Origin of the sequence: uncultured Alteromonas sp. (assembly GCF_963976965.1) — a bacterium.
In the GTDB taxonomy this organism is placed as follows: Bacteria; Pseudomonadota; Gammaproteobacteria; order Enterobacterales; family Alteromonadaceae; genus Alteromonas; species Alteromonas naphthalenivorans.
Genome location: NZ_CAXBMP010000001.1, coordinates 182472 through 196974, shown reverse-complemented (window position 1 = coordinate 196974; position 14503 = coordinate 182472). Strand labels below are relative to the sequence as shown.

Here is a 14503-nt window from a genome sequence, read left to right as displayed (position 1 = left end):
TTTCGGGCGACAGTCATTGGGTAAAAAGCCATAGTTTGTTAGTCCGATTGATCCGCATTTTCATTCAATAAGTGACCCACCCTATTCATTCTGACGAGCATGAAAAACGGGAGTTCTACCATGTCTGACTGTGGTCAATATTCAGTGCAAAAACCGTTAAAATTGGATCAATCTGGACTGCAAATCAACACTGATCTTCACTACGTATCTCGCTATCGCTAAGAAGCGAACTCGTTGGCGAGAAAGATTTTTAGCATAAAATTGAGAATTAAGTTTATTACTGATGACTCGCACAAAGAGACTGGACTATAAGAATCATTTGGTGAAATTCACCTCAATGACAATAAGCTTATTTATCTTAAGCTGTCATTCCATACTTTAATTTCGTGATTGAGTCTTGTACTCTAATAATTCCCGATTCACTATCCATTAGTGCTAAGGGTGTTATATTTCCGAGCCCTCGATTCTTCGCATTGAACCACAGTCTTGTACCCTCAGGCGTTCCAAAATAACCAAGCGCATATATCCAAACATACTTAATTTTAGCTGCTTGCAGCTCAACCTCATCATTTGCTAACGAGCTAAAGCATTGATGGTCAACATTATATAAATCGCTTAGTTCTTTAAGTTCATGTGAATTCATCTTGTGTCCTCCGTTTATCGGCCAACAACGTTCGCACTTAAAACTTTTTTCAGGGAAACTGCATAAACTTTCAATTCTTCTTTTTGACGATCTATTAGCGACATTTTAGATATCACCGAATATTGTGCCTCAAAGTCGTCAAGCTCTCTGTCGAATATTAAGCCTTGATATTCATTTGGCAACTCATTTACGTCAAAATTCCCCATGCCCGAATAATACCCGATATAATATTTTTCGTGACGGATACAGTAGTAGAGCATCTGCTTACTGAGCCAGGCTTCAATATTAGTCACTGCTGACTGAAGTTCATCTTTGTTCATTATTGAACTCATTTTCGTTTTTAGATTACTCCGAACTTACCACTTCTTACCGAGATATGCGCCTCGCATATCATCTAACCAAATACTTAAAAATTCAAGATGAACTTGCCAATGTTTTACTATAGTCTCATTGGTGTAGCTATTACGACTTAGTTGATACATTAATTCAGAAAGTTGCGTAGCCTTGTTCCTTGGTTCGACATTGCTGACGCATAAAGTCCTCGTCTAATTGTGAAAGAATTTATTGTGCGGTGCCTATGTGAGATCTAAAAGACGGGGTTTGGCAGACGGTTACGATAAATTTCTTACATCTTACCTGTTGATTTATCAGCCAACAGCCCCAATAAACCTTTTTAGGAACAAATACTTCTATGTATGGTAATTTAACTCGCGTGTCTGAAATAAAAACAAAAATTCTAGCTGCAATAAATGAAAACCGCTTTATTAATGAAGTTCTAGAGTTAGAAGACAGAAGGAAAAATACCGAAAGTGTTGTTAGTGAGCTTATTAAGCTACACAAGGATTCAATAATTGATATACCCGAGCTATTCTTAAGTCTTGGTGATACAACAGAACAGTATAATTTATTTTGGGCTTTAGACTTTTTTTCAAAACTGCTACCAAAGCTTGATATTGAAGTCAGTGAGGCAATCAAAGTTGTTGATTACCTACACGAATTAAATAAGCAAGATCTTGCTTCAGGTACGATACTAGATGCTTACATAGACTTTTGTGTTGCTAGTGAAAGCCGAGTAATTGACAGTCTAAACTTCTCAATAAAACATATTAAAGCAAAATCTCATTTTATTCCATTATCTTTAATCGCTGGTTCACGCGTTAATTTCACCAAATACTTCTCTAAAATAATTGAGCTTACAACTAACAAATCAGCTGTAGTCAGAGCGTCAGCTGTTTTGGCGTTTGGTCGTATCAACTACGAAGAAAGACTAGAGAAAACGGAGCTAGCGCTCCAACAAGTATCAAATGCAATCAAAAAAGAACAGGTGTCAGACTTATACGCTAACGCTTTAAGAACGCTGATATCGCTAAAACAAGTTAATCCTCGATTAGAAATAGAAGAGGAAATTGACAATATTTTATTGGTTACTGACGATGTTTTGTTGCACGTAGCGTCTACTACTTTTTTACATCACCAAGATGTAATCACTCAAAGTATTTCTTCAAAACTATTAAATTATCTCAGTTCGACAGATACCAAAAACAAAGGTACGTTAAGTAACATTGATCATGGTTTAAGCAGACAATTCAAAGCTGAAAATATTGATTCTGCCTTGGAGTTTATTGAACGCTACTTGATTACCCACCCAAAGCACATAACTATCAATAGCTTTAGCTGTACTATTCGAAAGCTATTGGATAATGACGAGAAACACTTAAATTACGTAATAACTAAATGGCTCTGCTCCAAACAAACACTCTTATGTAGAGCTGTAATGGATATACTCGAAAATGTACACGCTGAAGAGTTTGCAATTTACGCAGATATTAAACTACTAGGCAACGATACTGACAAAAGAATATTTACAGCAAGAAAAGCTGTGGGGTGGCTATTCCACAAACCGATCACAGCTGCTAGCTATTTACTTTCATTAGTTGATACTGCCAGCGATGAAGAAGCTCAACACTTAGAAGAGCTATTGTTCGAACCTTTACTTTTAAGTTACTCAGGCAAAGTTAAGCGATACTTAATCGAACAAAAAGAAATTGGAAATGAGAAAAAAGCTCAAATAGCATCGAAAGCTTTAAGCAGGCTATCATCATACGATGAAGGACTAAAATCTGCTTGGGAAATAAAAGAACTTCGATGCCCCCAATCACAATACGAGATTTGGCATCAGCACTTTAACCAACAAGTGTCAGAGTCTTATAAGGAAACTAGGAAAGGTTCAATCGCTGAGCTTTTTACTAGTGTAACGCTTTTGTACGGAAACTGTTCTATTCATCAAGTTCACTTAGGAGATGGTAAATCTAAACGAGTGGAGTCTCCTCTCCAGTCATTTGAACACTCTACTGAGTTTCCTAGATTAGATTCATTAGATCCATACGGATGCGATTTTGACCTGCGCGTTCTCAGAGTTGAAGGGTGTGATAAATGAAATTAATCATCAGCCAATATCTTGCTTCGTTAAGAGAACGTGATGAATTAGATATAATACTGCCAGACCTGTTAAGTGAATTAGGACTAACTGTATTTTCTCGTCCTGGAAGAGGCACAACTCAGGACGGTGTTGATGTTGCGGCCGTCGGCTCATTAAATGGTGAGCCAGAAAAAATTTATCTATTGTCAATAAAGTCAGGAGATCTAACTAGAAGTACTTGGAGTGGAGATTCCCACCAAGCACTTAGGCCTTCATTAGAGGACATTATTGACGCGTACATTCCAAATAGACTTCCCGTCCAACACAAGAATAAAGAAATTGTAATTTGCTTATGTTTTGGAGGTCTTATCAATGAGCAAGTACGACCAAAAGTGGAAGGCTTTATAGCTCGTAATACTCTTGAGAATATCTGCTTTGAAGAGTGGAATGGCGACTTTATCGCCGATTTAATTATGCAAGGTTTCCTAAAAGAAGAACTGCTCCCTATAGACGCCCGCTCTATGCTCAGAAAGTCTTTAGCACTTATTGATGAACCAGAATATTCATACCAACATTTTTGCAGACTGGTTTATTGGCTTAGCAACCAAGAAACAAAAAACGATAAAGAGAGTTTAACACTGCTACGGCAACTAAATATTTGCCTTTGGATTCTTTTTTCTTGGTGCAGAGACGCTAATAATCTAGAACCCGCCTATCTTGCAAGTGAAATCACATTGCTAAACGCATGGGAAATAGCTAAGTCGCATAGAGCATCAAATTTAAAAGTATCTAAAAGTATAATGAGTACGTTTTCATCATGCCTACGCACTTATCAAACTGTCACTAATGAATATTTGAATAAATGCGTAACTCCCCACGTTGGAAGAAGACATGCAATATCGAATGCAGTCAACCCTATGTGCAAGTTCGATGTTAACTTAAAGTTATTTGATTTACTTAGTAGGCTAAGCATACAAGGTATTTGGCTTTCCAATGAAATAAGACAGAATTACGATAAGAGTGAAATCATAAGCGACAATTTAATCAATAACTTGCACGAAAACTTCGATGCAGTAAAAAAACTCATATGTAACAACCCTGTTTTACTGTCACCTTATAAAGATGACCAAGCAATTGATATAGCCATAGCGATCTATTCCCTTTCCCTTGATCAATCAAATATGACCTTCATAAAAGATTGGTTAAAAGAGTTAATACAAAGAGCTCAGTTTTCATATGAAGCTAATGGTATTTTCCCTAGCAACACATCCGATTACTCAAAATTAATCACATTGGGAGAGCGACAGACTAAAGAGCAGAAAGAAGAACTTACAAAATCTAGTGTGTTGTATCCACTAATTTCGACTGTAGCCTCACTGTACAAAATGGAAGACATATCAAAAGCAGTTGGTGATTTTTACGAAAAATCACTAAGCCACGGTGCTATGCAATACTGGTATCCGCTGGCTGATACTGAGGACTTTCTTTATACAAACAAACGCAAGCACGGTGGAGTACTTCACCCAATTGATCTTTCTGGTAAAGATGCAGATAGACTAGAACGGGTATTTGACGAGTGTATCAATTCAGAATATTACAATGAATTAAGTGCTGTTGAAGATCGGTTAGAACCGTTAATAGCCGTTGCTTGTAGACACTATAGATACCCGTTACCCATGTACTTCTGGCTAGATGATTATAAATTATTCAAAGAACAATTAAATTCAGTTGAGGCGGCAATTAATAGCTAGTACTCTCAAAGAACAATTAATCACAATTCTAGTAACCTCTGTACTAACTAGCACAGGTTGGATTGGAATCCAGTATTACAACGAAGATAAACAGCAAGAACGATTTTCCTACCAACTGCATAAAGAGCTATATGACAAAAGCTCAAAAGCACTTGAAAAGATTGATAAAACGTACTCAAAATTAATGGATTTCTATACCACCAAGTACGGTTTATAAAAGATAGAAAGGACGTTATAGAATAACTACCTTTGAACCATACTCCATTAAATTAAATGGAGTGAGTTCAATACTTTGGGCTTTAGTCGAACCAAATTGACTTTCTAATCACAAGATTTAAACTGCTCGAAGACTATAAAAATCATTGAAAAAACTTGGAGTTAGTTAAATCAAATGGAAAACAGAGTATATTATGGAGAATACTCACTACGTCACTGGATTGATTTAGTGTTAAGAAAAAATATTGTTTTACCTGACTATCAACGATATTTCGTTTGGAATGAGAAGAAGGTCGAAACACTTATCGAAACATTTAAAAATAAGCAATTTGTTCCCCCTGTCACTATTGGTGCATTCAAACTAGGAAACAGTAATGAAAACTTGCTATTAGATGGCCAGCAAAGGGTCACTAGCATTTTGCTTGCTTATCTTGGCCTCTACCCTGACGCCGCCACTTATAAATCAAATCTTGATTCTTTCGCCAACGATAATGATGATGACGAACATGGTGACGAAAGCCTTTTTGACAACATTCTAGAGTGGAACTTTAAAAGCTTAGTTCAAAGAGGAACAAGTAAAGAAGAAATTTTAAGTAATATCCAGCAAGGCAACTATAAACACACCAACCTGAATATAACTGATGAGTTTTTAGATAGCAATTTCCTTGGTTTTTCATACTTAGTTCCTCAAACATCTGAAGAAAAAACACAGCAAAAGTATTATTCATCAGTTTTCAGAAACATTAATATTCAAGGTGAACCATTATTACCACAAGAAAGTAGAGCATCTTTATACTTTCTTGACCAAGAGCTGGTAGGGCTATTTGACCCAGACTTTGCCAAAAAAATTGTAATTAAGCTTGTAAGTAGTGAGTCAAAAGCTGACTTCATTCGTTATTTAGCCCTTTTATCACAGTATCATAACGATGGAGACCCTTCGAAGGTAGCTCGTGGTTACAAGCAGAAAATGGAGAAATTGTACGAAGGGTATATTTTTTCAGCTATCAATGGTGAAACCTCTAACATTTACGGTACTTTCTTGAATATTTTTCCAGACAAAGAATATAAAGTTTACTTAGAACAATTGGAAAAAACTTTAACTGAGATCGGTTTACTTAAAAAATATAACTCCATCATTGAACTAGACGCTTACCTTTTTGGTATTATTTATCACACTCTTTTCAAAAAGAAGCAGATTGATACATCAAAAAAAGAGCAGTTAATTGCCGAACTGGATAGAAAAATAACACAATATAAAAAGGACCCTTCTCATTTAAAAAGCCCTAACAATTTAGGCCAACTTAGACAAAGAATATCAGATTCTATTGCTATATATCGGAAGTATACAAACAATGAATCACAATAAATTTATATTATCCCCCATAAAGGACATTCTCGTAGATGTAACTTCTGCAAGCATTGGAATAGGCTCAGGAGTGGAGACCTATCCGCTTTGTGATTATGTAATGCAGTCAGCTCTACTTAAAATAACAGGCGCTCAAGAACAAAAAATGAAGTGTATATGTTGGGAGCTTGCCACAAATGATTATGAATATAGATATCAAAGGTTTACGTTAAAGCCTTTTGGCGAATGCTCAAATTATCTAGAGAAAAAAGAAATTTACAAAGATTTAGTTTCACAAATAGAAAAACACGGTGAATCAAAGTTCAAAAACGGATTAATAGATAATAATCTAATAATAAATGAGACCAAGAATGCAATAATTCATTCTTTTAAAGATACAAACTTATTGATTTGGGCTCACAAACAATACCTTGAGTATGAGTCTCTTTGGTCTAATGTCACCGCCAAATATTTCGCCAACAAAGATAATTTGTTTGTAAACAAAAGTAATATCGGGAACGATGTTAAAAAAGATCTTATTGATATGTATGACCATTTATATAAGCACCGAAATAGAGTCGCTCACAACACCCTTTCATATCAGCAGAATTTACCAACCCTAAAGACATTGTTAAACGAAAACTATCAGTATGAAAATTACTTTATATACTTCTCTATACTGGTTCTGATAGATAACATATTCATTTCTCTATATAAACACTATCTGAAAACCATGAACCAACTAGGCCAAAACATTTAAAAAGCAGCTCGCTAGAGCTAATACCCCAGATTGCTATAGCGAGTTGCAAGATTATGTTATTTTAAAGTAACCGATCACATTAAGGTGTGCTTGACAGCATTTTCAAGTTTGGCGTTAGTGGCGAATTAATTTTTATGCTGGAGCTACAATAGCACCAAAATCAAAGTTCCGTCTAAGTTCCTCTTCTCTAGCAAGGCTTTTTGGATCAAATGCCTGTATCCGAGAAAGAGACTGTTGTGCTTCTTCCAATTGGCTCATTTTTACTCCTTATTTGGAAATGACCTTTAACAGTTTTATTGAACCATTATTAATAGCAAACCGTCGATTGTTCGCAACATCAGTAAGACGCGTCTCATCAGCATTTACCTTCAACACCATGATTGTTACAACGATCGGGAAGCGAGTTAACGCTTATATATTTCCCTGTAATGAATGCACGATTTGCGTCACTTTACCCTGCATGTTGCCAAAAATAGAGTTCCTGGGCGAACCAAAAACTGGAAATGATTCGGCTCCTTCAGACAGCATGTGCTTTTCGAATGAAACTTGCTGCAACGCGAATGGATTGGGCTTATATACCAAATCCAGATAGTTGCCATCATATTGACGGACATATACACGCTTAAATCCACAACTATAATGCACGTCGTTTTCGTTGTGCGCATCAACAATCAGCGTGACGATCGAAACTGATTTTTAACGAAACGTCACCATCGTTTTTTATAACAAAATCAAATTCTGTTAGTACTCCTTGTTCGCTCTGTTCATTTGCGATAAGACGACCCAAACTATGAAATAATTGTGAAATATTGGCGTCCGGCTCTAAAAATTCGACGTTGGATGGCGAACTGTAGTTAATTGCTATATCAATATCAGCCTTACTCTCCAGTCCATCAGAAAAATCTACATTAATTGCTATGCTACTCCACGACGCTAAATTTAATTCAAAAAAATGGTCTTTGATATCTTTTGCGATATTAGAAACTGCTTGCATATTAATCTACCGATAACGAGTTTATGGAGTTCAAATCAATGACTCTGTCTGCTAATTCAATAGTTTCTTTGCGGTGAGCAATCATGATAGTCGTGATCCCTAGTTTTTTGAGCGCACGATTTACTTTGCGCTCCCTGATGGGATCAAGATGACTAGTTGCTTCATCAAGAAACAAGATTTTAGGCGACTGATACAGCGCACGTGCTAGTAAAATGCGCTGTTTTTGTCCGCCTGATAAGGTATTTCCCATATCCCCCACCAGTGTCGAAAAAGCCATCGGCATATTCATGATTTCGTTGTAAATACTAGCGACTTTACAGCAGGCGTGTAGATGTTTGGTGTCGGGCGACGGGTCAAACATAGTAATGTTATCTCTCAGGCTACCGCTAAACAGAGAGTCTTCTTGCATCATTGCCGAAATTTGCTGGCGATAATTCTTAAGGCCAATGTCATTTATGCATACATCATCCACGCTGACTTGACCTCTTTGCGGTTGTATTAATCCCACCATAACTTTTAAAAGTGTACTTTTGCCACATCCTGATGGCCCCACTAAGCAAACAATTTCACCTCGCTTTACTTCAAAACTCACGTCACTGAGAGTAGGCTCTTCCAGAGACGAATAGTTGTAGGTGATCCTCTCAACTTTGAAATGCTCGAATGCGAGAGGGTAATTTAGCTTGCCTTCTAAATGGGATTCTTGTTTGCTCTTTAAAATGTCACTCATCCGCTGGAAGTGCACAATCAGATATTTCATTTCAAACCAGTTATCTACAAGCTTCTTGGAATGTTCAGATACCCTTTGTTGGTAGGCGAACAAAGCTACTAGCATGCCAACGGTCAGGGTACTATCTAACACCATTGTAATGCCTAACCAGACAATCAATATATATTCCAAACCACTTGTCAGCTGAAATAAGGAGGCATAGCCAATTTGAGTTTTTTGGACTCCAATGTTGCTGTTCAAAGATTTGACAAACGCATTTGCCCAAACTGAAAGACGTTTTGATTCCTGACCGAAATTTTTGAGGGGTACGATCCCACGAAGGCTTTCTAAAAATAGTGTATCTTCACGTGCTTTACATATGATGGCTTCGTTAGTCTTTGAAATGTAAGGTTGTAAAGTAAATCTGCGGGATAAATAATAAACAAGAATAGATACCATCGATATCGATGCCAATAATGGGCTATACAAGGCCATTATCAAAAGCGTGAACACAAGAAAAATCCCGTCAACGATGCTTTCAACCCAGTCAGTAGTAAGAGTCTGGCTGATAACTTCAAAAGACTTAAATCTGGATTGGACATCGCCCATATGTCGTTTAGCGAAATACTCATGGGGTAGCCCCATTAAGTGTCGAAACACAGATGACAAAACATGCAAATTTAACTTAGCACTTAATTCAACCACTTGATAACCACGGATCAACCATGCAAGCGATTTAAACAGACTGACAAATACAAAACCAATGCCAAGTACAATGAGAAAATCAGTGTCCTCACTAATGAGAATATTATCTATGGAGATTTGCGCGAAAAAAGGTATGGTAAGCAGAAATACCTGCATTACAAAAGACAATCCCATAATGATTGAGATAGACTTCCAAAAGGTGTTGAAGCCAGTAATTAGGTCGTTAAATCGGATTGCAGGCTTAGGTTTTTTCGGTGCGAAATTGTTTTTTGGAAAAATCTCCAGTGCAACACCTGTAAAGTGCTTTGAAATCTGTTCGATGGTAAAGCTGCGCTCACCGATTGCAGGGTCGTTGATGTAGAAACGGCCTTTTTTGACTTCCTTCAGAACTACAAAATGATCGAAGTTCCAATACAGCACCGCAGGAAGAGTCAATTCAGGTAATTCGTCTAGATTTAACTGAACTGCTCGAGAATTAAACTCTAAATGGTCTGAGATAAACATAAGATCCTTAATTGTAAGACCTTTTAAACTCACTGCATGCCGTTCGCGCATTTCAAACAGACTGAGCCCTTTCCCATAGAAGTTGGCTACCATGGCAAGGCAGGCTAAACCACATTCAGCAGCTTCCGATTGCAATATATTTGGAAATTTTTTAGCAAACATTGATTAGTTTCTTGATGAAATAGAGAACAGCGGACGAAAGAACCATTCAGCTAACGTTCTTCTTTCGCTGGCGAGATAGACCTCAACCTGCATGCCCGGATACAAAGGAAAAATATCGGACTCGCTTTTCACATATTGATGCTCCAGTTGCAAATAGACACTGTATGCGGGAACGTCTAGCCCTGAGCGATCAAAGTGATCTTTAGGCAAAATTACGGTTTTGCTGATATTGCTAACTGTCGCTTTGTACGACCCAAATTTTTCATAGGGGTAAGCAAAATAACGCAAATTGACATCAAGATTTTGCTTTATAAACCCTATTGAATTTGAAGGTACGTACATTTCAGCCATCAATGATAGATCTGCCGGCACAATTGAAAGCAAAAAGCTATCTGGCGTAATACTACTACCAGTTTTTAGAAGAAGCCCAGAAACGGTTCCACTTATTGGGGCACGTACTTGATAACCTGACTGGGAACGAAGGTTGTGGACCTGCCTTTTTAATTCATTAACTTCCAATTGAATATCTTGCCGCGCGGAGTCTACTTCATTTTGCAGTAATGCAAGTTTGTTTTGAGTAGCATTTAGCTTGAACTGCAACGTCTGAATATCAATTTGATGTTGATTGAGCGTGATTTTGCTGTCTAAATATTCTCTTTCCTGTAAATTGAATTCAGTTCTCGAGAGACGCTTCTGCTTAAATAAAGTCTGTGCTGCATCACGTTCTGCGGCGATAAGCAACACCACGTCTTTTTGAGTATCCAACAACTGTTTTTGTTGCTGAATTTCCATTTCCAACCGCGACTTTTCTTGCATGACTTGTGCGCTTTGCAAGACTAATCGTTGATTTAGATTCACTTCACGTTTCCGCAACAGGGCGATACTGCTGTCGAGCTCGAAAATTAAGTTTTCAATGGTGTTGTTACCCACGGAGTCAAAATTAGTGGGATTGATAGTGAGTAAGACATCACCTTCTACTACATTATCACCTTCATTCACATGAAGTTGTGATATTACACCACTCCTCTGAGCTGTAAGACGCGATGATTTGCCCGAGGAAACTAACATGCCACTTGCAAGTTCATATCTCGCATATTCAAAATTGAATATGACGAGTAGCAGCCCTGCAAAAAAAATGCACAATAGTCCTGAAAAGACTTTTAATAAAAGCGGAGGTGTTTTTAAAACGTGCCCGTCGTTTTGACTGACAATGTGTTGTAACGCTTCCTTTCTAAAAATCGTATTCATAAGTTAATGCTAGGCAACCTTTTCCTCGTCTTGAATACCCAATATTTCAAGCAAGCGATGCTGAGGCATACCATTGTCTAATAAGAACTGTGCAACATGTGCATAAAATTGCTGTAGACTTTCACAGAACACTGATGGATTGTGAAAGGAGTGATTTTTTGAATCGTATTGATGGGTTTGAACACCGCCACCGCCACAAATATTTGCCCAGCAACAAACTTCACAAGCAGGGGGAACGGCTCTTGATTCCTTCTCCATCTGAATCAATAGAGGTTGAAGCAAGAATTGTTCTAACGTTGTTTCAGTTACATTTGGTTTGATGAACTCATCCCACACTGGGGTTATACGTAAAATGTCATCAGGTGCGCACGTGCCATCACTGTGGATGGTAAATGCAATAGCTTTAGCGGCTTGTTTAGAGAAGCCAACGAAACGATTGGTTTCATCGCCACTAAATGCAGCAATAAGATTATTTATCCTTCGAACCTCAATATCTTCAAAGTCTTCTTTCCATAATTCAAAAAGATTAATTAGGTAGTCGCCATACGCCGCAGCTGTTGAGGAGTCGAAGTTATCATGCGTATAATCTGGGAGCAGGAAGTCTAATCCAGGAAACTTTAAGTCATCGACAAAGTGACGATATATTTTATTGGAGTCAAATTCATGGTTAATTACAGCAAGCCCGCCATAACTTTTTATCCTGCCAGACTCATAGGCTTCTCTTAGCAAACGAATTCCGTTCACGGTGTCATCGTAACTGCTACGCCCTTTATGATCTATACGGAATTTATCATTGTAAGATTTAGGTCCATCCAAACTTACACCAACTAAAAAGTTGTACTTACTTAAAATGTCAATCCATTCGTCGTCTATTAAAGCGGCATTAGTTTGTATGGCAAATCGGAGCTTAACGTCAGGATCAAGTGCGTCGATTAGTGCTTCTACTATTTCGATGAAACGCTCTTTTTTCAGGAAAAGTGGCTCTCCACCATGAAAATCTAAATTTACTTGATTAATACCAATACGTTTTGCGCCTTCAGCTAAAAACGCACCGATGTCAGATGCGGTTTTTGGCGTCATTACTGCCGGCATCTTTTCAAAATCATTATTCCCACCATTAAAATAATAGCAATAACTACAATTTAGATTACAACGTTCAACTATTTTAAGAACGATTTCGACGGTATTAACTTGCGAGAGGTAAGTCTGATCCATTTGCATATAAAATCCATTTAAGTCTTTTTGAAGCGAAAGCGGTTAGTCAAAACTAACCGCAATTGAATAGTAGCTAGACTAGAAGCGAATTTTTATCCATAGCTGACCCCATCCACCACCGCCAGCGATTTTTGTCAACATATCTGAAGCGATATTTTTACCAACTGGCTTTTTCTCAAGATTTACCTGACTTTTCAATTGCTCTAACTTCTTCATATTACTTAATCCTTAAGTTTGTTGTTGCGAAGGAATTCGCTATTCGATTGAAGCAGTGAAAGTACAAAAATGCAACAAGAAATATTTATTTTCAACGAAGTTATTCTAAAAAGTGAAGCGTGTTTGTCGAGAAATCGATGAGTGTTTTTGCTTGTTGAAGATTCGCCATGCCTATGACACCGACTACATTAAATTCAAATTTATCATTGTCTAAAACTGACGAGAGAGAAGTACTTAACAAGGGACTGGTAAATACCGTGTTGCCACCCACTTTCAACGAAATTTCCGGTGTGATAGAGATCGGAATAGTGTTCCCTTGAACATCCGTCGCATACTGCCCTTCTAAAACCTGAGTTTTTATTTCTAAACCTTCCGTCGCACTCGCGTCAATCACCGTGTATTGAGAGCCAGAGTCAACGATCAAACCAACTTCTTTTTCATTGATTTCAGTCTTGAAGTAAAGCAACCCAAAATCTGATTTGTAAAGGGGAACTGAAAATCTTCTCTGATACGCTGTTGTGCTTCCCAATAGTTGAACATCTTGTTGAGATATAAGCAGGCCAGCAGATAACTCTTTAATGACATCGAGACCAATAATCCCTAAATATTCATCGCCGCCATGTCCGAAAACATGACTACTTATCTGTTTGATTTCGAGTGACTTTCCAGCAACGGAGAAATTCTCAAGCTGAATAAGGGTGGATTCGACTTTACTTTCCGTAGTACCTGCACCATACCCCGTTCGCTGTTGTAGCACAGTGAAGTCTTCCAAAACAGATAGTTTATCTTGTCGAAATACTGAGCCAGAAGAACCTGTGTCGACTAGCATCTTTCCCGACAGGTTGTTAATCTCAACTGGCAACCAGAGTTCACCAAATTCGTTTGTCTGTACAGTGATATTACTTTTAATAGGTTCATGCGAAAGGTTCATGAGATTTTGGCCAGTTACTTTTTCATTCGCACTGATGCTCCCACTTACCGTCTGCATAAAAAGTATAGCTACGCAGACATTGTACCATTTATTCATTTTTGAACCCCGGCAGAAATCCGCAAAGAAATATTCGAAGAAGCAGGAGCTAACTCAAATCCACCGTGTAATCGAACAACCGCCCCGTCATTTGTCAATTGTGAATTATTGCCGTTGATAATCCCGACGTCAGCGGCAACAAAAGGAGAGAAGCCGTCGTCTTGAGGAAACAGAAGTGTATTATTAAGCCAGATTTCAATTAACACGTCACTGGTATCATTAAGATAACTTGCTGACGCGTCTACGTAGCTAACGCCTAATGATAAGTCGCTGCTGAATCGAAAATCGTTTGTGACCTCGTGAGTAAGCGGAAGCCACAACCCAATTGATGAAACATGAGCATCAGCGTTGAAATTTGAGCCCGCACTTTGAAATGATTGTGAAAGCGATAGTGAGGCTTCTAGCGTATCGTTTTGTGCAAACGCTTTACTGATAAGTAAAGCTGAAATTGCGTGTACAGCTAATATCCATTTAGTCGTCATAACGTGCTCTTCTGTTACCGTACAATTAAGAACCCAACTTGCCCTTCGGCATCTTATTGAAATAAGTGTATTACTATCCGACCACTAAAACAAATTCGAAGGTTCAAACC

Annotated in this window: 14 protein-coding genes; 4 read left to right on the top strand and 10 right to left on the bottom strand. The window is 37.9% G+C overall.

Annotation, left to right across the window (positions count from 1 at the left end; all coding sequences use genetic code 11):
- Window positions 1–358: 358 nt before the first annotated feature.
- Both AAC006_RS00905 and AAC006_RS00900 read right to left on the bottom strand, forming a co-directional pair.
- Window positions 359–643, bottom strand: a complete 285-nt coding sequence (locus AAC006_RS00905; protein WP_339890491.1) for an MbcA/ParS/Xre antitoxin family protein — start codon at window positions 641–643, stop codon at window positions 359–361.
- Between the two features lie 14 nt (window positions 644–657).
- Window positions 658–963: a hypothetical protein gene (locus AAC006_RS00900; RefSeq protein ID WP_339890489.1), complete on the bottom strand. Its 306-nt coding sequence runs from the start codon at window positions 961–963 to the stop codon at window positions 658–660.
- Between the two features lie 371 nt (window positions 964–1334).
- Here AAC006_RS00900 and AAC006_RS00895 point away from each other — a divergent pair, with 371 nt between their 5' ends.
- The 4 genes from AAC006_RS00895 to AAC006_RS00880 all read left to right on the top strand — a co-directional run bounded on the left by AAC006_RS00895 (window position 1335) and on the right by AAC006_RS00880 (window position 7134).
- Window positions 1335–3080 carry a hypothetical protein gene (locus tag AAC006_RS00895; RefSeq protein WP_339890488.1) on the top strand — a complete coding sequence of 582 codons (1746 nt, stop codon included), beginning with the start codon at window positions 1335–1337 and terminating at the stop codon, window positions 3078–3080.
- Entirely contained in the window at window positions 3077–4813 is a 1737-nt protein-coding gene (locus AAC006_RS00890; protein WP_339890486.1) for a hypothetical protein, read from the top strand. Before AAC006_RS00895 ends, AAC006_RS00890 begins: the two co-directional genes overlap by 4 nt.
- 391 nt (window positions 4814–5204) lie before the next feature.
- Complete coding sequence (locus tag AAC006_RS00885) at window positions 5205–6395, top strand: DUF262 domain-containing protein (RefSeq protein ID WP_339890484.1); 1191 nt, start codon at window positions 5205–5207, stop codon at window positions 6393–6395.
- Entirely contained in the window at window positions 6382–7134 is a 753-nt protein-coding gene (locus tag AAC006_RS00880; RefSeq protein WP_339890482.1) for a hypothetical protein, read from the top strand. Before AAC006_RS00885 ends, AAC006_RS00880 begins: the two co-directional genes overlap by 14 nt.
- Before the next feature lie 132 nt (window positions 7135–7266).
- Here the strand turns inward: AAC006_RS00880 and AAC006_RS00875 are convergent, their stop codons facing one another.
- From AAC006_RS00875 to AAC006_RS00840, 8 genes are all read right to left on the bottom strand, one after another.
- Window positions 7267–7392 carry a hypothetical protein gene (locus AAC006_RS00875; protein WP_339890480.1) on the bottom strand — a complete coding sequence of 42 codons (126 nt, stop codon included), beginning with the start codon at window positions 7390–7392 and terminating at the stop codon, window positions 7267–7269.
- A 406-nt stretch (window positions 7393–7798) separates the two neighbouring features.
- The gene (locus AAC006_RS00870; RefSeq protein WP_339890478.1) at window positions 7799–8128 is read right to left on the bottom strand and encodes a hypothetical protein; all 330 of its coding nucleotides are present in this window, start codon (window positions 8126–8128) and stop codon (window positions 7799–7801) included.
- Between the two features lies 1 nt (window position 8129).
- Window positions 8130–10205 (bottom strand): peptidase domain-containing ABC transporter, encoded by a 2076-nt coding sequence (locus tag AAC006_RS00865; protein ID WP_339890476.1) that lies wholly within the window; start codon window positions 10203–10205, stop codon window positions 8130–8132.
- Between the two features lie 3 nt (window positions 10206–10208).
- The gene (locus AAC006_RS00860) at window positions 10209–11453 is read right to left on the bottom strand and encodes an HlyD family efflux transporter periplasmic adaptor subunit (RefSeq protein ID WP_339890475.1); all 1245 of its coding nucleotides are present in this window, start codon (window positions 11451–11453) and stop codon (window positions 10209–10211) included.
- Between the two features lie 9 nt (window positions 11454–11462).
- Complete coding sequence (locus AAC006_RS00855) at window positions 11463–12674, bottom strand: radical SAM protein (protein WP_339890473.1); 1212 nt, start codon at window positions 12672–12674, stop codon at window positions 11463–11465.
- 72 nt (window positions 12675–12746) lie between these two features.
- A complete protein-coding gene (locus tag AAC006_RS00850; protein ID WP_339890471.1) occupies window positions 12747–12884 on the bottom strand; it encodes a hypothetical protein in 138 nt (45 codons plus the stop codon).
- A 100-nt stretch (window positions 12885–12984) separates the two neighbouring features.
- Entirely contained in the window at window positions 12985–13911 is a 927-nt protein-coding gene (locus tag AAC006_RS00845) for a pepsin/retropepsin-like aspartic protease family protein (RefSeq protein ID WP_339890470.1), read from the bottom strand.
- Window positions 13908–14393 carry a hypothetical protein gene (locus AAC006_RS00840; RefSeq protein WP_339890469.1) on the bottom strand — a complete coding sequence of 162 codons (486 nt, stop codon included), beginning with the start codon at window positions 14391–14393 and terminating at the stop codon, window positions 13908–13910. The genes AAC006_RS00845 and AAC006_RS00840 overlap by 4 nt, the downstream gene beginning before the upstream one ends.
- Window positions 14394–14503: the final 110 nt, after the last annotated feature.

Coding starts and splice junctions, on each gene's coding strand:
- AAC006_RS00905 (WP_339890491.1), bottom strand. CDS start 643: ATGAATTCACATGAACTTAAAGAACTAAGCGATTTATATAATGTTGAC.
- AAC006_RS00900 (WP_339890489.1), bottom strand. CDS start 963: ATGAACAAAGATGAACTTCAGTCAGCAGTGACTAATATTGAAGCCTGG.
- AAC006_RS00895 (WP_339890488.1), top strand. CDS start 1,335: ATGTATGGTAATTTAACTCGCGTGTCTGAAATAAAAACAAAAATTCTA.
- AAC006_RS00890 (WP_339890486.1), top strand. CDS start 3,077: ATGAAATTAATCATCAGCCAATATCTTGCTTCGTTAAGAGAACGTGAT.
- AAC006_RS00885 (WP_339890484.1), top strand. CDS start 5,205: ATGGAAAACAGAGTATATTATGGAGAATACTCACTACGTCACTGGATT.
- AAC006_RS00880 (WP_339890482.1), top strand. CDS start 6,382: ATGAATCACAATAAATTTATATTATCCCCCATAAAGGACATTCTCGTA.
- AAC006_RS00875 (WP_339890480.1), bottom strand. CDS start 7,392: ATGAGCCAATTGGAAGAAGCACAACAGTCTCTTTCTCGGATACAGGCA.
- AAC006_RS00870 (WP_339890478.1), bottom strand. CDS start 8,128: ATGCAAGCAGTTTCTAATATCGCAAAAGATATCAAAGACCATTTTTTT.
- AAC006_RS00865 (WP_339890476.1), bottom strand. CDS start 10,205: ATGTTTGCTAAAAAATTTCCAAATATATTGCAATCGGAAGCTGCTGAA.
- AAC006_RS00860 (WP_339890475.1), bottom strand. CDS start 11,453: ATGAATACGATTTTTAGAAAGGAAGCGTTACAACACATTGTCAGTCAA.
- AAC006_RS00855 (WP_339890473.1), bottom strand. CDS start 12,674: ATGCAAATGGATCAGACTTACCTCTCGCAAGTTAATACCGTCGAAATC.
- AAC006_RS00850 (WP_339890471.1), bottom strand. CDS start 12,884: ATGAAGAAGTTAGAGCAATTGAAAAGTCAGGTAAATCTTGAGAAAAAG.
- AAC006_RS00845 (WP_339890470.1), bottom strand. CDS start 13,911: ATGAATAAATGGTACAATGTCTGCGTAGCTATACTTTTTATGCAGACG.
- AAC006_RS00840 (WP_339890469.1), bottom strand. CDS start 14,393: ATGACGACTAAATGGATATTAGCTGTACACGCAATTTCAGCTTTACTT.